Origin of the sequence: Pseudomonas yamanorum (assembly GCF_013386765.1) — a bacterium.
Lineage (GTDB): Bacteria > Pseudomonadota > Gammaproteobacteria > Pseudomonadales > Pseudomonadaceae > Aquipseudomonas > Aquipseudomonas yamanorum_A.
In genome coordinates, this window is the sequence record NZ_JACARE010000003.1 from 509,249 (window position 1) to 525,150 (window position 15,902).

Genomic DNA, 15,902 nt, shown 5'->3' on the forward strand with positions numbered 1-15,902 from the left:
AAAAGGGATTTTTTTTACGTGATTCAAAGCCTCGTCCTATTTGTTTGGCTGGCGCTGTGCGCTGTGCAAGACATCCGTGTACGTCAGATCTCCAACTGCTTGACCCTCGGCGCCGGCCTGCTGGCGCTGGTCTACCTGCTTTGGAGCGGTACCACCTGGCTCGGCGCGCCGGCTGTCGAGGGTGGCGTGGCCTTTGTCCTGGCGCTGCTGTTCACCCTGCCCGGCTACGCGCTGGGCCGTCTGGGGGCCGGTGACGTGAAACTGATCGCGGCCTTGGGACTGGCGACCAACTCCCTCTACATTCTGGGCACGTTTATCGGCGCAGGCCTCGCCAGCGCGGCTTGGCTACTACTGGCCCCCAGGCTGTGGCCGCTGATGAATCAAGGGGTTAGGAATACCTTGCAGCACCTGGATCCGGCCTGTTCGGCCAAGCAGCCGTTCGTGCCGTTTTTATTGGCCGGTTTTGGCCTCGCCTGGTTTTGGATCCCATTAGTCGCCACGTAGGGTATCGCTATGTACATAGTAGGAAAGTACGTCTACGTTTATGGGTAGGTTGTATAGGAAAGTGGTCGGAATGGATCGGTCGGTCTTTGGCTTGCCCAGGCATGGAGTAGCGCGTGAACAAGCTTACCTCTGAAGTGAAAGTGCTCGTTGTCGATGATCAGCCCCTGATCGTGGAAGAGCTTTGCGAATTTCTTGAAAGCAACGGTTACCGTTGTGTCCCTTGCCACTCCAGCCAGCAGGCCATCGAGCGCTTTCGCGACGATGCCCAGATCGGCCTGGTGCTGTGCGATCTGCATATGCCCGAGATGGACGGGATCGAGCTGGTCCAGGCCCTGCAACGCCTGGCCGGCAAGCAGCGCGCTTTTGAGGCCATCATGTTGACCGGTCGCGCAGACAAGCAAGACGTGATCAAGGCCCTGCGCGCCGGGATTGCCGATTACTACCAGAAGCCAATCAACCTGGACGAACTGCTGGAAGGCTTACAGCGCCAGGCCGTGGCGCTGCAAGACCGGCAAAAAAACCTTGAGCTGGGGAATCTGAACCAGAAGCTGCAGTTTCTTTCGGCGTCCATTGACGATCTTTACCATGACCTCGACAAGGTGCGCAGCAGCCCGCAATCCGCCGTGCCGAATGAAGCGGATGGCGACGTCAGCGACATCGAGCGTGTTGAAATCCCGGCGATCTTCAATCAACTGTCCCCGCGCCAGCTGGATGTCGCAAGGCTGGTAGGCAAGGGCCAGACCAACTATCAAATTGCCTGTGAGCTGGGCATCACTGAAAACACCGTGAAACTCTACGTGTCTCAGGTGCTGCGCCTGACCCACATGCACAACCGCACGCAGTTGGCGCTGGCGTTGTCGCCGAGCAATTCAGCGGCACGCCAGCGCGTTACTGCCCACTAGTTACTGGTACCGCCAGGGGTATTCCCGCCCTGTTTCTGGTCGTAGTACTCGGGAATAGGGTACTTGTAACTCTCCAGCAAACGTTGCAAGGCCAGGTCGCGTTCAGCGGGCGTGGCCTTTTGCACCTTGGCGGACGCCCGTTCGCCGCTGACTTGCATCTGCAGCCAGCCCTCGGTCTGTTTTTGCTGTGGCGAAGACGGCCCGGGTTCAATCGCCAGCGCTGTCAGCGGCACGCTGGCTGAGAGCAGGGCGGCAAGCAGTGTGAGTTTCATCGTGTGTACTCCCTTCAGAAACCTATTTGACCGACGCCGGCGGCACGTCGCTGACGGCAGCGACCTGATCCTTCGGCGCTGCCGCCGTTGATGTGGGCGCCTTGAGTTGCTGCGCCCGCGCTTGGGCCTGCGTCACCTGTTCGGGGCTCAGGCCCATGCGGCTGGCCACTTGTGCGGCTTGCTCCCAGTTGTCCTGGTAGATCATCAGCGTCACCAGATTGATCGCTGCCAGTTGATCACTCTGCTTGAGCTCCATGGCCGTGAGGAATTCAAAGCGCGCATCTTCCAGGCGCCGTTGGTTGAGGTACACGACGCCCAGGTCGTTGCGGATTTTCTCGTCGGTGGGCGACATCTTCGCCGCGCGTTGCAAGTGCGCCATGGCCTGGCCGTTGTCACCCCGGGCGGCGGCCAGTTGGCCCAGGCCGTGCTCGCCTTCGGCAGCCATGCAGGTGCCGAGCAGGCTGCGGTACAACGGTTCGGCTTCGCTGCGCCCCAGCAGGCGGTACACCTTGGCCTGGCGCTGGCGCACCTGGGGCAGGGTGTCCGGCAGGTTTTGCAGGTTGGCCAGGCTGGCGTGCAGCTTGCCCTCGTTGGCCATGTCGTCGGCCAGGTTCAGCGACAACTCCTGATTGGAATTGGGCTTGGCACAACTGCCCTGCGCGCTGAACCCTGCCCACGGCAGCTGTCCGTTACTGGCGCAACCGCCCAACAACAACAGGCTGCAGGCGATCATCACGGTCTTCATGGCATGTCCTCTTAAAACGTGAAGGCTTTGGCGATGGCGATAAAGCCAGGGCCGGCCAATACGATCAGTAGTGCGGGAAACAGGAACAGCATCATCACCACGGACATCTTGGCGGACATCTTGGAAATGTATTCCTGCAAGCGGGTCAGGCGCCGGTCATCCAGCAGCAGCTTGAGCGACTGCAGTGACTTCATCGCACCGCCGCCCTGATGCAGCAGCTGCTGGAGGATCAGGCAGGTGTCGGTGAGTTCATCCACGGCCAGCACCTGACTGGCCTTGTTCAGTTCTTCGCCCAGCTCCAGTCCCGAATCGACGCGCGCCAGCACCAGGCGCAGTTCGGCGGTCAGCACCGGCAACAGTTTCTGTGCGTCGTAGGCCATGACCCGAAGCGCCTGCTCTACGGCCATGCCGGACTCAAACAGGATGCGCACCAGGGGAATGAAGGTCGTCACTTCCCGGCCGATTTGTGCCTGGCGCTTTTTGGCGAGAGAAACCAGGACTCGCTTGGGCAGCAGGTAACCGATGATCAGGCCCAGCAGGGCGATCACAGCACCATGCTCGGTGTCGGGAAAAAACACATTCAGTGCCAGCGCGGTCAGGCCCAACAGGAGTATCGGCGAGCCGATCTGGCAGGCGGCGAACATCGAACGCTGGCTGGCCTTTCTCCAGCCCATGCGGTTGAGCAGGGTTTGGGTTTCGTTGTCGAGGCTGACGGTGCGCTGGCCGATCCGGGTACTGCCCAACTGGTGCAACCACTCACTCATCTTGTCGTTGCGGCCCGGCTCGCCTTGCAACCGTTGGGTGACCAGGCGTTGTTGACGACGACTGCTCAAGATATTGGCCAGCAGCAGCGATAACGCGGCTAGAAACAATACGGCACTGATCACTATTGCCATCTCATATGCTCCGCAACATGCGCCATAGCACCACGCAGCCGGTGATTTGCAAGGCGAATGCTGCGAGCATCAGGCGCTGGCCACTGTGGTCATCCCACATGGCCATCAGGTACGTCGGATTAACGATCAGGAAGTAGCCCGCGACACTCACCGGCAGCACTGCGAGTACCAGCGCGGTCACTCGGGTTTCCCCCGTCATGGCGCGTAATTGCCGGGCGCCCTGGTCGCGCTCGCGAATCATCTTGATCAGGTTTTCCAGCAGCTCACTGGCGTTGCCTCCGTAGCGGTGGTTGACCTTGAGGCCCAGGGCAAACAGGCGCAGTTCATCCTGCTCATAAAACTCGGCATAGTCTTGAGCCGCATCGGGCAGGCTGACACCCAGTTGCACATTGCGCTTGATGCGGCCCATGGATTTTTTCAACGGGTCGTCGCTGGCATCGATGCCGCTCAAGATCGCATCCGCGAGGGTGCGCCCGGATTTGAGGCTGCGTACGGCGTGGTCTAGCAATTGCGGCAGTTGCTCGATCATTCGGCGCAGCCGGCGGCGGTAGCGTACGGCGATGTACAGGCGTAATGCCAAAGGCGGTGCCACCACCATCACGAACAGGCCTATCCACTGGCCCAGGAGCCCTCCCAGCAGGGCGCCAACGGCCCACAGGGTCAGCCACAGGCCCAGGCGTTCGGTCGGCCTGCCAAGGCCTGCACGGATAAACGTGCGCTCCAGGCTGGTGGCTACCGCGTTGTCTTTGATGGACTGGGGTTGCCCTTGGGCCAGGCGCACCAGCACCCGATCGGTCTGGGCCTGGCGCAAACCGTTGCGCAGCAGGCCTATCCCCAGTACCAGAAAGGCCACGGCGAGCAGGGCGAGCAAAATCGGAACGATCATCGGGTTGCCTCCTACACCGGCAGGTGGCCTTCGTGGCGCAACTTGTCACCCGCGGGATTGATGGCTTCGCGCAGGAAGCCGAAGCCGGTGCGCTTGTCGTGGCGAAACAGGGTGTTGGTGACGTACACGTCCTCGCGGATGCCCACCACTTCCACTATTTCGCTGACGCAACGGCGGCCGTCGGGCAGGCGCGTCAGCTGGATTACCACGTCCAGCGCCGCACAGATCATTTGCCGCAGGGTTTTTTCCGCCACCACCCGGCCGGTCAGGCCCACCAGGGTTTCCAGGCGCAGCAGGGCGTCCTGGGCGTTGTTGGCGTGCACGGTGCTCATCGAGCCGTCGTGGCCGGTGTTCATGGCGGTCAATACATCGATGACTTCCACACCCCGAATCTCGCCGAGGATGATCCGGTCGGGGCGCATCCGCAGGGCGTTGCGGATCAAGTCACTGGCTTTCACCTCACCATGCCCCTCGGCGTTGGGCGGGCGGGTTTCCAGGCGCACGACGTGGGGATGACCCAGTTGCAACTCGGCCACGTCTTCAATGGTGACCAGGCGTTCGCGGGGGTTGATCAACTGGCTGAGAATGTTCAGCAGCGTGGTCTTGCCGGTGCCGGTACCGCCGCTGATCAGGATGTTGCAGCGTTTGCCGACGGCGTCCTGGAAGAAATCGAAAATCGCCTGGTCGATGGTTTGCATGGCCACCAGGTCGCTGCTTTTGAGCATGTCCTTGCGAAACTTTCGAATCGACAGGCAGGGCCCGTCCAGGGCAATCGGCGGGATGATCGCATTGACCCGGCTGCCATCGGGCAGGCGCGCATCGACCATCGGCGACGACTCATCCAGCCGCCGTCCCAGCGGCGCGAGGATGCGCTGCATGACCCGCTCCACATGGTGGTCGTCGATGAAGCGCAAATCACTCTGCTGCAGCAGGCCATCGCGCTCGACGAATACCCGGTGCGGGCCGTTCACCAGAATCTCGGTGACGGTCGGGTCGCGCAGCAGCACTTCCAGCGGGCCGAAGCCGGTCAGCTCATCGACGATCTCTTCGGCGAGCCGTTCCATCTCATAGCGGGAAATCGCCAGGTGCATACGCGTGATGTATTCGGCGACCTTGTCGATCACAAATTGCGCCAGGGACTGGCGGGTGCCTTCCAGCAGGTTTTTCCCCGACTCTTCGATGGCATCGATGATGTAGCGATGCAGCACCAGTTTCAGACCGTCGTGATCGGTGTTGCCAACGCTGCCGCGCGGCGGAACACCAAACAGCTTCTCGCCGCTCATTTGGTCCTCAGCAGGCGGTTAAGCCAGTTGGTGGAGGGTTTTTCCAGGCCTTCGGAGCGTTTTGCCAGGCGCTCGCCCAAGGTCCGCAAGGCTTGCGTCAGGCTTTCCCGAGGCGCCAGGGAGAACAGGGTCTGGGCCTGGTTTTTCGCGCTCAGGCGCACCTCCGGGCTCCAGGGCAATACCGCAATCACTTCCAGCCCGAAGCTTTTTTCCAGCGCTTCCGAGTCCGGGGCGGCGCCTTTGAGGTAGCGGTCCACCAGCAGGCGGGCGTGGTCCAGTTTCATGCCTTTTTCGCGCCACAGGTTGAGCACCGCCAGGTTGCGGCGACAGTCCGGCACGCTTTGGTCGGTGCACCACAGCAGCTTGTCGCAATGGCTGACAAAGGTGCGCAAGGCTTCACTGTCGGGCTGCCCGGTCAGGTTCACCACAATGTGCTGGAAGTGCTGGCGCAGGGCGCTGAGCAACATGTACAGCTCGGCCGCACTGGTACGCTCCAGCGGCTCGTCGTTAGTGTGATAGGCGAGGATGCGCAGGCCTGCTTCGGCTGACGTGAACGCGCTGTTGATCAGGGTCGAGTCCAGGCGGCGCAGGTGGCGCAGGGCATCGCCGAAATGAAAAGAACTTTCCAGCCCCAGCAATGCCAGGCTGTCTGCGAGTGGCAGGCCCAGGTCGAGCAATAACGTTTGCTGCCCGCTCTTTTGCACCACCAACGCCAAGTGGCTGGCGATCAGCGCGCCGTCGGCATTGCCTTGGGTGCCGTAGAGCACGGTCAGCCCGCCCAAGTGGGCATTGGGGGTAACCGCCGGCAAGCGTTTGCTGAGTCGGCGAACCAGGCCGGCGACTTCACTGGAGCGTGAGCCGTAGGCCACAAAGTCCCGTGCGCCGGCACGCATCGCGTTCAGCACGAGCTGGTTGTCCATGCCGTCGCCCAAGGCCACGATGGCGAGCATGGGCTTGGCTTCCAGGGCGCCTTCGATCAGGGCGCACTGGGTGGTCACGTGTTCACGGTCCAGGCCAATGAACACCAGGTTGGCGAAGGTCACGTCCACCAGCGCCAACAATTCGTCGAGGCTGCCAGCGCCAGCGCTGACCACCTGGCCCAAGGGCGCGAGTGCACCCTGGAGCCATTCCAGATCCGTGGTGTTGCGGGTGATTGCCAAAAAGGTCTGGCTCAGGCTCTCGCTCATTCGGACAGTCCACTGCGGCGGTCGAAATTGCCGTTTTCGAGGAAATACAGGCGGTACCAGTTAGGGTCGTAGTTGCGCAGTTTTTCTCCTGGCAACGAAGGCAGTTGTGCGTTGGCAGCCAGGGGCTGAACAAGGTGTGGGGTGACGATCATCAGCAACTCTTTTTCCTGGCGGCTGACGCTGGAGTCGCGAAAGAACGCACCCAGGATCGGGATGTCGCCCAGGCCGGGAAACTTGCTGACGCTGGAGGTGTTGTTGGTGCTGATCAGGCCGCTGATCACGAAGCTTTCGCCGTCGGCCAGGGAGATGCTGGTGTCGGTACGGCGGATCGTCAGCGCCGGTACCGAGATGCCCTGGATGGTGACGGCGTTGCTGTAGTCCAGCTCACTGACCTCCGGCGCGACCTTCAGGGAAATTCGCCCATGGTCGATGACGGTCGGGGTCAGGGTCAGACGGATACCGAACTCCTTGTACTCGATGGAGATGGTGTTGCTGCCGCTGCTGGGCACCGGGATCGGCACTTCACCACCGGCGAGGAAGGTCGCACTTTGCCCACTGAGCGCCACCAGGCTTGGGCGGGCCAGGGTGTAAGCAAACCCGCTGCTTTCCAGGGCGTTGATCATGGCCGAGACACGCCCGCCGCCAAAGCCGATGTTGAAGGTGTCGTTGTTCACCGGCAGTCCGCGAAACCCCGTGGCTGCCGCGTTGGCGACATTGTTTGGGGCGCCGAACAGAAAGTTGCCACCCCGGCCAAATATCGAGGTACTGGCCTCCTTGAGTTTGGTGCGGCTGACTTCCACAAAGCGGATGTCGGTTTGCACCTGGCTGGGCAGCGTCGGGTCATCGGACGGCGACAGGGCCAGGCTGGTCAGGGCCGAGGTGGCCTTGCCCTGGACGAACACCATGCTCTGGCGCGGGCTGCTGGAACAGGCCGTCCAGACCATCAGGCTGGTGGTGCCAGGCGCCATGCCGGTGAGCAGGAATGCCTGGTTGCCGTTGACCTGCACATCGGCCACTTTCGGATCGCCAATGGCCAGCCGCGTAATCGGCACCGGCGATTGAATGGCCTGTTGAGTGCCTTCGCCCACCTGCAGCACCGCCGGAAGCTGGCCCAGGCCAGCGCAGTTACCTGACGCTGCCAGTGCCGCCCCGACGGGCAGGCTCAGGGTGAAAAGAGCCCCGAATACTCGCGAAAAAAACCACACGGTACGACTGCTCATTCAAGGCATCCTTAGCACTTTCAGGGCGTTTGTTGAGTCACCTGGTTGCCGCGTATCACCTCGACCCCCGAGCGTTTTGGAGCACCATTGGCGGTGGCTTGGCCGAAGCTGTTAAGGGGCGCCGGGCTGAAAGACAATTGGTTGAACTGATAGAGATCGCGCTTGGTGTTTTCCAGGTTAATCGCGGACTCCGTTTCACCGGCCCAGTATTGGCTCAGCAGTTGTTCGTCGGCACTGCGTACAGCCAGGCGCAACACACCGGATTGGGCCGCGAGCATCAGCCGGCTCATGAGCTCCTCGGGTACCGCGAGGAGTACCGTGCGTGCGCTGGCGCGATTCTGCTGTGCCTTGAGTTTTTCGTCCGGGGTGCTCGGTGGTACGGAGCCGGGCTGGCCATCGTTGGTCAACCCCAATTGATCGCCCACGCCCAGCAGGCGCAAGGCGGGTACCACCACTTGTGCGGACTGCTGCGGGTTGCTGGCTTCCTGGCGCAGGAAGAGCAGGACGTCCACGTAGTCGCCCGGGTTGAGTTGCCCGCCGGCACCGATCACTTCATCCACCGCGACCGCCAGGGCTCGCTCGTTGGGGCGGATCATTCGCGCCAGGGTGCCGCCGGAGTTGAAGCTCTCTTCGGTCAGCCAGGTTCCGGCCGGCAGCGGCCGCCAAGGGATCTTGCCCACGGCCTGGTCGAGGCTGGTCAGGCTGCCGGCGGGTACCGTGCGCAGTCTTTCCAGGGTCAGGTCGGCGGCGGTAAGCACGACAAAGGGGGCAACATCATGGGCCAGGACCACCACGGGTTGGCGTGTCTGGTCTTCGGCTACGGGTTGTACAACGTCGGGTGATGGGGGTACGGGCGGGGCGACAGGGGCAGGGCGGCTGAGTACCAGGCCCCAGTAGCCTGCAATCAATGCACCTACCAATAGCAGCCCGGCAAGAATCAAGCTAATCCGACTGTTCATGAAGGCTCTCCCTTTCCTGCTGCATCCACTGCACTTTCCTACTAATGCCTGCGTATTCGGGTTACTGCGAGCGTCTAACTATTTCGCTATTTGAAGGTAGTTCAGCTAGGACAAAATGCCATTACTGGGCAGAAAATATCTCCAAGTCTTCTGAAAAAGGTGGATTTTTGGCGTCAGTCTGTCGACTACTACTTTGTGATTAATCAGTTCTTACAGTTGTTGGTATGGGGTTTGTTGACAATGCTCTAGTGGCACACCGGAATCATTTTGTAATGCCGCGGTACCAGCGCCATGGGCGCAAAGGAGAAGTCATTATGTTCCTTGATCTTGTTCGCATGGGTTTCATCAAAGTCCAGATTTTTTTCTACTCAAGAGAAGGTGCGTCGGGTATCGAGTACGCGTTGGTGGCCGCGATGGTTGCTATCGGCTTGGCTGCCTTTGTTACCCCCATCCGGAACGCGGTGACAAGCGTCTTTACGCAGATACAGGGCTCCATCCATACCTGACTCTGGTCCTCGCGCAAACACGTGCAGGTCTCGCTGAATGATCTATTGCGCATCAGGCATTTCTCCATGAATTCCTCTTTGTCTCCCCGGCAACAAATCCTTTTGGTGGACGATGAAGAGGACGCCCTCATTGAACTGGCCGAGTCGCTGGAGAATGAGGGCTTTGTCTGTTTTACCGCCACCTCGGTCACCTTCGCTTTGCAGGAGTTGACCCTGCATCCCGATATCGCCCTGGTGATCACCGACCTGCGTATGCCCGAGGAAAGCGGTATCTCCTTGATCAAGCGCCTGCGCGAACACACCTCACGCCAGCACCTGCCGGTGATCGTCATGTCTGGCCATGCCGAGATGGATGATGTCAGTGACATGCTGCGCTTGCAGGTGCTGGACCTGTTTCGCAAGCCGATCTACCTGGTACGGTTGATCGACACCCTCAACAGCCTTTTCCCCATTCCGAAAATCAGGCTCATGTAGGAGCGAGCGGGCTCGCTCCTACAGGGTTCAGAGTTGGTAGCTGAAACTCAACGTATACCGCGGCCGTCGATTGAAGCTGTCCAGGGCGATGTCCGACATTGGCTTGGCCGCTTCCAGCGCGATGTTGTAGTACTTGTTATCGCCGAAGCGCAGACCCACCGCCGCCGACGACATGTTGTTGCCCTTCACCGGCAGTTCGTTGAACCAGGTCTTGGCCTTGTCCAGCACCACGTAGGGCTGCAGGATTTTTACCCACTCGCCGCTGCGGTTGAAGCTGTAGTTGACCTCATACGCCACGCCCCAACCCTTGTCGCCCGAGCCCTGGTCATCCGGGTAACCGCGCCCGAAATTCTGCCCGCCGAACGTCGCCCGTTCGCTGTCGGGCAAGGTGTCGTCGCTCCAGTAAAAGGCCGCCGATGCGACGCCTTGCCAGTTGTCGAAGAACTTGTCGCTCTGCACACCCGAGACGCGCAGGCGGAAGAAGTCGATGTCGGGCTTTATGCCCTCGAAGTCACTGCGGGTCTTTGCCCCCAGACCGTCGATGCCCTGGTACAGGCCGGCGCTGAGGATGCGCAGTTGGCGCGTGTCGGATTTGCGCCAGTCACCTTCAAACGCCAGGGCGCGCAGGTTGGTTTCCAGGTCGAAACGTTGGGGGAAACCCACCAGTTGATAACGGGTGGTCTGGTCCACAGCATACAGCCGCGTGCCCAGGGTCAGCGACTCGGTGGGGGAGGCGATCAGCGGATGGCTGAGGCCGACGGAGTAACGGTCAATTTCCTGGTGGGGCTTGAGTTCAAAACCACCGTCCAGCTGCACATTGCTGCGTGGGTCGGCGCGGTAGCGCTCGGCGTTGACCACCAGTTGGGTGCCCTCGGCATTCACGAACTGGCTGTAACCCAGGCGGTAGTAGTGCTCCTTGTCCTCGCCGGGCGGGAACAGGCCACTGACGCTCAACTGCTCGCCCATGGAGGTCTGGGAATTGCTGGTGCCGGTGATCAGGGCTTGCAGGCCACCACGGCTGTCGTCGGTCATGCTCATGCTGCTGGTGAAGGGTTTGCGCGAGGCCTGGATCTGCATGCGCGTGCCGCCATCGGTGGTGCCCGGCGGCGGTACTTGTGCCTGCAGCGTCACACCCGGGATACGCCCCATCAACGTGGTGTAGCGTTCGAAGGTCTTGCGGGTCAGCGGGCGCTCGGCCAGCAGCTTGGCTGCCAGTTTGTCGACGTAGGCCGAGACTGAACCGATGTCGCCCTGAATGTTGTAATCCTTGATGTAGCCCTCCACCAGCACCACGTGCACCAGGCCGTTTTCGAAGCGCTGGTCGGGCAAGTAGGCGTAGGACAACAGGTAGCCATCCTGCTGGTAGCGGCGGGTGATGCCGCGGGTGGCTTCAATCAATTGGGCGACCGTGGTTTCGTGACCAATCAGCGGCTCGAAAACCTGGGCCACGTCCTTGAGCGGGTAGATCGTGCCTCCGTCGATTTGCAGCTTGCGAATGGTCACTTTGGTGTCCATCAACAGCGGCTGGCCCTGGGTGGCCGCCGGCTCCGGCAATTGGGTCTGCGGGGTGACCGGGCGGTAGGCATCGGCGGGGAGATTGGGCACCGGCAGGTTGCGAATGGTGTCGTTACTGTTGAGGAAACTGGGCAGGGTCTCGGCGTGGACACTGGAAGCAATGAAGGTGAGCAGAAACAAAGGCGTCAGGGCGCGCATAGGACACTCCATGGTCAAACTGCAGCAGCGTTTCGCGGATTCCCGCCGGGTTCTGGGGCGCGGTTCGGGAGGGCCTTTCACTGGCCAATAAAAAAGACGAGAGACTCATTGGAATCTCTCGTCTCAACCAAGCGTAGGCGCTGGAGGGGAGGCCGTCTAATGGCCAGGTGCAATTCTATTTTTTGCCAGTCAGCCCACCGAGCAAGCCGCCCAGACCACCGCCTGTGTTTGCGTTTGCAGTGCCGCCGGCAGAAGCGCTGGCACCCACATTCAAACCACCGAGCAGGCCGCCACCGCTACCGCTGGTGCCACCGGTGACCAAGCCGCCCACCGAGCCGACAGTGCCGCCGACGGCATTCAGGGTACCGCCCAAGGCGTTAGTGATCGGGTTGGCATTGGCTGCCGTCAGGTTGGCGCCCAGGCCGCTGACTGCACCACCGACCTGAGTGACCAGACCGTTGACCGGGGCGCCGATACCGGTGCTGGTGCCGATGTTTTGGGTCAGGCCGGCCACGCCGGACGTCACTGGGTTCAGGGCTGCGCCGACATTCGTTGCCAGGCCGGCGACCGGAGCCGTGGCGCCTGTGTTGGCCACGCCGTTGCCGCCAATCAGCGTACCGAGGGACGCGACAGTGTTACCCACAGCGCCGCCGGTGATGCCTGCGGCACTGACAGTGCCGTTGGTATTACCGATATTCAAGCCGTTGCCAACGTTGGCGACCAGACCGCCGACGAGTTCAGGCAGGCCCGACTGCGGGGTAGTGGTGGCGGGATTGACATAGCCACTCGACTTATCAAGGGTGCCGCCAACGCCCGTCAGCACGCCACCCACGAGAGTCCCCAGAGGGTTGTTGGTGCCCGCCACCTGGCCGCCAAGGCCGGTAACCGTGGAGCCGACTTTATCCAGGACGCCACCCACCGGGTTGCCCAGGCCGGTTTTATTCCCGAGGTTGCCGGTGGTGTTTTCCAGCAGGGAGACGACGGGCACCAGCACGCTTTTGCCGACCGTATTGGTCACACTGCCCAGTGGCCCGGTGGTGCTGGCCGTGCTCAAGGTGTCGCCGAGCATGGTCACGGTTTGGCCGACCTTATCGACCAGGCCACCTGCCGCACCGCCTACGCCGCCGGTCAAACCGCCGACCACGGGAATGCCGCCCAGTGTGGTGCCCAGGGTTTTGCCGGTGTTGGACACGCCAGTGCCCAGGTCGGCAACGCCATCAGCCACACCGGCAACGGTGGTGCCCAAGGCATTGCTATTGGTGCCTAATGTTCCCAGCCCATTGGTCAGGCCGCTGCCGATGCTGTTGACGGCCGTGCCTGTCGCGGTGACCAGCCCGCCAGCGGTAGTGCCTACAATCGGGATGGTGGTCAGGGTTGTGCCCAGGTCACCCACTGCGGTGCCGACATTACCGACAACACCACCGACGGCGCCAACTACCTGGCCTGTGACCAGAGGTGTGGTCGAACCGGTGCCGCCACCTGTTCCGCCGCCAGTGCCGCCACCGGTACCACCACCCGTGCCGCCGCCGGTGCCTCCACCGGTACCGCCACCTGTGCCACCGCCTGTGCCTCCACCAGTACCACCACCATCTGTCCCGCCGCCGGTACCGCCGCCAGTACCACCACCATCTGTCCCGCCGCCGGTACCGCCACCAGTACCACCACCCGTTCCGCCGCCGGCATCCGGAGACGAAGCTGCAACGCTACTGTGATGACCGCCACCACCGCTGCTGCAGCCTCCGAGGCTTACTGCCAGAATCAGGGCCAGCGCGGTACTTGCTTTCCACAACACGACTTGAGTTTTCATGATTGAGATCCTTGCACCTGGTACAGCCTTTGTTGTTATCGAAGTTCGCTGTTTCTATGGGCAGCGATACATTCGTCCGTTATGGCTATAACAGTCTCGGAAGCTTTTTCTCGCAACGCTCAACTTGGTATTAACGATTTATATACAGGCAGGGCAGCGCCGCTTAGTGACTAATACCAAGGGTATATCGCAGGAGAGTTTAAAAGGGTGAGGGTCTTGAAAATCATGAAGTTAATAAACTTAGCGGGCTATCGATAGCCCGCTATAACTTAGGGTGTATATATACAATTAATCAGGCGATCGGCCGCCAGCGGCCAATCATATGCTCAATATCTGCGGCGCCCTTTAGTTGAAGTTCTCCGCTGGAGCCCGCGGCACTTGCCAATAAGATTACCTCGCTGGGCAAGCGCACCGGCTTTTTAAACTCGACGTCTATCTCGATATTCGCCGCAGGCAAATGCTCACTCAGGGCGGCCAGTGTGCGTGCCTTGTTCCACAGCCCATGGGCGATCGCCTGGGGGAAGCCGAACAGCTTGGCGGTGAGGGCGCTCAGGTGGATCGGGTTGTAGTCGCCGGACACCCGGGCGTAGCGGCGCCCGATATCGGCGGGGGCTTTCCAGCGGGTCAACTCGCTGACGCTGGCGGGCGCTTGCAGGGCGTTATCCGCCGCCACGCCGTCAAGCTTCACGCCGCGACAAAGCATCCGGCTTTCGGCTTCCCACAGCAGCCCCAGCGAATCCTCGACCGTGGTCACGATATCGAACGTCGCGCCCTTGGCATGGGGCTGCAGGTTCTGTGCGTAGACGCCGACCATCACGTCACTTATACCGCCCAACGGGCGCAGGATGCGGACCCGGTTGCTCAGGTGAATCAACCCCAGCAGCGGGAACGGGAATGCCTTGTCGGTGAGCAATTGCATCTGCAGGCCGAACGCCAGGATATGTGGATAAGTGGCCGGCAGCACCGGGCTCTCGGCAAACCCGCAGACCTTGCGGTACGCGGCCACCTCCTTGGGGTTGACGCTGACCCGGCAGCGCAACCCTTGCTCGGGCAACGTGGTACCCGTGATCTTGCGTTTGAACGCCGCGCGCCAATACAGCGGCGGCAGGAACGGGGTGCTGCCTGATGTGTGCCACTCCATGCTTACGCTCCCAATAGACTTTGCCCACACACCCGCAGCGCCTGCCCGCTGACCGCGCCGGAACCTGGCTGGCCGAGCCACGCCACGGCTTCAGCGACGTCCTGAGGCAAGCCGCCCTGGCCCAATGAACTCATGCGGCGCCCGGCCTCACGCAGGGCGAAGGGAATATGCGCGGTCATCTGGGTTTCGATGAAGCCCGGGGCCACGGCGTTGATGCTGATCCCGCGCTCACTGAGCAATGGCGCCCAGGCCTGGGCCAGGCCGATCAGCCCGGCCTTGCTCGCGGCGTAGTTGGTTTGCCCGCGATTGCCGGCGATACCGCTGATGGAGGCCAGCAGCACCACGCGGCCGTTGTCGTGCAGGGTGCCGCTGTCCAGCAGCGCTTTGGTCAGCACCTGCGGCGCGTTGAGGTTGACCGCCAATACCGCGTCCCAATATTCCGGGGTCATGTTGGCCAGGGTTTTGTCGCGGGTGATGCCAGCGTTGTGCACCACGATATCGATGCCGTCCGGCAGGTGTTCGATCAACTGCGTGGCGGCGTCTTCGGCGCAGATATCCAGGGCGATGCTGCGGGCGCCCAGGCGCGCGGCTAGGGCGTCGAGGTCGGCCTTGGCCGGCGGCACGTCGAGCAGAATTACCTCGGCACCGTCACGGGCCAGGGTTTCGGCAATCGAGGCGCCAATGCCACGGGCGGCGCCGGTCACCAGCGCCTTGCGCCCGGCGAGCGGCCGGGTCCAATCCTCGACCTGGGTCGCGCAGGCGTTCAGGCGAATCACCTGGCCGGAGATATAAGCGCTTTTCGGCGACAGGAAGAAACGCAACGCGCCTTCCAACTGGTCTTCGGCGCCTTCGCCCACATACAGCAATTGCAGGACGCCACCGCTGCGCAGCTCCTTGGCCAACGACCGGCTGAAGCCTTCAAGGGCGCGCTGGGCGCTGGCGGCAAACGGGTCGCTGAGGCTTTCCGGGGCGCGGCCCAGGATCACCAGGTGCGCGCTGTGATCGAGATTTTTCAGCAGCGGCTGAAAGAATTCCCGCAGCTGCTTGAGTTGATCGGTGTGCTGCAGTTGGCTGGCGTCGAACACCACGGCCTTGAGCTTGGGCCCGTGGCCGGGAATCCAGGGGGTGGCCGCCGATGGTTCGCTGCCGTAGCTATAGATGGCGTCGGTCAGCTTGTTGGCGAACGGCAGGATGTGGGTCGCCAGAGGGCCTCCGCCGATCAGCAAGGCACCTTCCACCGGCCGCAGGCGTCCGGCCTGCCAGCGTTCCAGGCGTACCGGCGACGGCAGGCCAATGGCGGCGACCAAACGATGGCCGAGGCTGGAGTTGGCGAAGTCGATATAACGGTCAGACATGGAACGCTCTCCGAATGCTGGGGTTCAAACGGTGGACCATCAAGAGGTGAAA

The 15,902-nt window shown here is 61.8% G+C and carries 16 protein-coding genes; 4 read left to right on the forward strand and 12 right to left on the reverse strand.

The window, feature by feature from the left end; genetic code table 11:
* The first annotated feature begins 18 nt into the window (after positions 1–18).
* Together HX875_RS02855 and HX875_RS02860 are read left to right on the forward strand one after the other, a co-directional pair.
* Entirely contained in the window at positions 19–504 is a 486-nt protein-coding gene (locus HX875_RS02855; protein WP_177041449.1) for a prepilin peptidase, read from the forward strand.
* A gap of 113 nt (positions 505–617) precedes the next feature.
* Positions 618–1,406, forward strand: a complete 789-nt coding sequence (locus HX875_RS02860; protein ID WP_177041451.1) for a response regulator transcription factor — start codon at positions 618–620, stop codon at positions 1,404–1,406.
* Here the strand turns inward: HX875_RS02860 and HX875_RS02865 are convergent.
* Genes HX875_RS02865 through cpaB form a run of 8 tightly spaced genes read right to left on the reverse strand, consistent with a single transcriptional unit; the run spans position 1,403 to position 8,854 of the window.
* Positions 1,403–1,678 carry a DUF3613 domain-containing protein gene (locus tag HX875_RS02865; RefSeq protein ID WP_177041453.1) on the reverse strand — a complete coding sequence of 92 codons (276 nt, stop codon included), beginning with the start codon at positions 1,676–1,678 and terminating at the stop codon, positions 1,403–1,405. The two genes, HX875_RS02860 and HX875_RS02865, sit on opposite strands and share 4 nt — an antisense overlap.
* Positions 1,679–1,700: 22 nt before the next feature.
* Positions 1,701–2,423, reverse strand: coding sequence for a tetratricopeptide repeat protein (locus HX875_RS02870; RefSeq protein WP_177041455.1), 723 nt, complete (start codon positions 2,421–2,423; stop codon positions 1,701–1,703).
* Positions 2,424–2,434: 11 nt separating this feature from the next.
* Positions 2,435–3,319, reverse strand: a complete 885-nt coding sequence (locus HX875_RS02875) for a type II secretion system F family protein (protein WP_177041457.1) — start codon at positions 3,317–3,319, stop codon at positions 2,435–2,437.
* 1 nt (position 3,320) lies between these two features.
* Positions 3,321–4,205, reverse strand: a complete 885-nt coding sequence (locus HX875_RS02880; RefSeq protein WP_177041459.1) for a type II secretion system F family protein — start codon at positions 4,203–4,205, stop codon at positions 3,321–3,323.
* A gap of 11 nt (positions 4,206–4,216) precedes the next feature.
* Positions 4,217–5,488, reverse strand: a complete 1,272-nt coding sequence (locus HX875_RS02885) for a CpaF family protein (RefSeq protein WP_177041461.1) — start codon at positions 5,486–5,488, stop codon at positions 4,217–4,219.
* Positions 5,485–6,675 (reverse strand): pilus assembly protein, encoded by a 1,191-nt coding sequence (locus HX875_RS02890; RefSeq protein WP_177041463.1) that lies wholly within the window; start codon positions 6,673–6,675, stop codon positions 5,485–5,487. Before HX875_RS02890 ends, HX875_RS02885 begins: the two co-directional genes overlap by 4 nt.
* Entirely contained in the window at positions 6,672–7,895 is a 1,224-nt protein-coding gene (locus HX875_RS02895) for a type II and III secretion system protein family protein (protein ID WP_177041465.1), read from the reverse strand. Before HX875_RS02895 ends, HX875_RS02890 begins: the two co-directional genes overlap by 4 nt.
* Positions 7,896–7,915: 20 nt before the next feature.
* The gene (gene cpaB, locus HX875_RS02900; RefSeq protein ID WP_177041467.1) at positions 7,916–8,854 is read right to left on the reverse strand and encodes a Flp pilus assembly protein CpaB; all 939 of its coding nucleotides are present in this window, start codon (positions 8,852–8,854) and stop codon (positions 7,916–7,918) included.
* Between the two features lie 314 nt (positions 8,855–9,168).
* Between cpaB and HX875_RS02905 the strand changes: the two genes are divergently transcribed.
* Together HX875_RS02905 and HX875_RS02910 are read left to right on the forward strand one after the other, a co-directional pair.
* Positions 9,169–9,360, forward strand: coding sequence for a Flp family type IVb pilin (locus HX875_RS02905; protein ID WP_177041468.1), 192 nt, complete (start codon positions 9,169–9,171; stop codon positions 9,358–9,360).
* Between the two features lie 66 nt (positions 9,361–9,426).
* Positions 9,427–9,834, forward strand: a complete 408-nt coding sequence (locus tag HX875_RS02910) for a response regulator (protein WP_177041470.1) — start codon at positions 9,427–9,429, stop codon at positions 9,832–9,834.
* Between the two features lie 27 nt (positions 9,835–9,861).
* Here the strand turns inward: HX875_RS02910 and HX875_RS02915 are convergent, their stop codons facing one another.
* The 4 genes from HX875_RS02915 to HX875_RS02930 form a co-directional block, all read right to left on the reverse strand.
* A complete protein-coding gene (locus HX875_RS02915; RefSeq protein ID WP_177041472.1) occupies positions 9,862–11,547 on the reverse strand; it encodes a ShlB/FhaC/HecB family hemolysin secretion/activation protein in 1,686 nt (561 codons plus the stop codon).
* A 175-nt stretch (positions 11,548–11,722) separates the two neighbouring features.
* A complete protein-coding gene (locus HX875_RS02920; RefSeq protein ID WP_177041474.1) occupies positions 11,723–13,354 on the reverse strand; it encodes a collagen-like triple helix repeat-containing protein in 1,632 nt (543 codons plus the stop codon).
* Positions 13,355–13,646: 292 nt separating this feature from the next.
* On the reverse strand, positions 13,647–14,495 hold the full coding sequence (locus HX875_RS02925; RefSeq protein ID WP_177041476.1) for a MaoC family dehydratase: 849 nt from the start codon (positions 14,493–14,495) through the stop codon (positions 13,647–13,649).
* Positions 14,496–14,497: 2 nt separating this feature from the next.
* A complete protein-coding gene (locus tag HX875_RS02930; protein ID WP_177041478.1) occupies positions 14,498–15,850 on the reverse strand; it encodes a 3-oxoacyl-ACP reductase in 1,353 nt (450 codons plus the stop codon).
* Between the last annotated feature and the right edge of the window lie 52 nt (positions 15,851–15,902).

What these genes read in the sequence shown, in the direction of transcription:
- HX875_RS02865 (WP_177041453.1), bottom strand. Translation starts at nt 1,678, where the DNA reads ATGAAACTCACACTGCTTGCCGCCCTGCTCTCAGCCAGCGTGCCGCTG.
- HX875_RS02870 (WP_177041455.1), bottom strand. Translation starts at nt 2,423, where the DNA reads ATGAAGACCGTGATGATCGCCTGCAGCCTGTTGTTGTTGGGCGGTTGC.
- HX875_RS02875 (WP_177041457.1), bottom strand. Translation starts at nt 3,319, where the DNA reads ATGGCAATAGTGATCAGTGCCGTATTGTTTCTAGCCGCGTTATCGCTG.
- HX875_RS02880 (WP_177041459.1), bottom strand. Translation starts at nt 4,205, where the DNA reads ATGATCGTTCCGATTTTGCTCGCCCTGCTCGCCGTGGCCTTTCTGGTA.
- HX875_RS02885 (WP_177041461.1), bottom strand. Translation starts at nt 5,488, where the DNA reads ATGAGCGGCGAGAAGCTGTTTGGTGTTCCGCCGCGCGGCAGCGTTGGC.
- HX875_RS02890 (WP_177041463.1), bottom strand. Translation starts at nt 6,675, where the DNA reads ATGAGCGAGAGCCTGAGCCAGACCTTTTTGGCAATCACCCGCAACACC.
- HX875_RS02895 (WP_177041465.1), bottom strand. Translation starts at nt 7,895, where the DNA reads ATGAGCAGTCGTACCGTGTGGTTTTTTTCGCGAGTATTCGGGGCTCTT.
- cpaB (WP_177041467.1), bottom strand. Translation starts at nt 8,854, where the DNA reads ATGAACAGTCGGATTAGCTTGATTCTTGCCGGGCTGCTATTGGTAGGT.
- HX875_RS02905 (WP_177041468.1), top strand. Translation starts at nt 9,169, where the DNA reads ATGTTCCTTGATCTTGTTCGCATGGGTTTCATCAAAGTCCAGATTTTT.
- HX875_RS02910 (WP_177041470.1), top strand. Translation starts at nt 9,427, where the DNA reads ATGAATTCCTCTTTGTCTCCCCGGCAACAAATCCTTTTGGTGGACGAT.
- HX875_RS02915 (WP_177041472.1), bottom strand. Translation starts at nt 11,547, where the DNA reads ATGCGCGCCCTGACGCCTTTGTTTCTGCTCACCTTCATTGCTTCCAGT.
- HX875_RS02920 (WP_177041474.1), bottom strand. Translation starts at nt 13,354, where the DNA reads ATGAAAACTCAAGTCGTGTTGTGGAAAGCAAGTACCGCGCTGGCCCTG.
- HX875_RS02925 (WP_177041476.1), bottom strand. Translation starts at nt 14,495, where the DNA reads ATGGAGTGGCACACATCAGGCAGCACCCCGTTCCTGCCGCCGCTGTAT.
- HX875_RS02930 (WP_177041478.1), bottom strand. Translation starts at nt 15,850, where the DNA reads ATGTCTGACCGTTATATCGACTTCGCCAACTCCAGCCTCGGCCATCGT.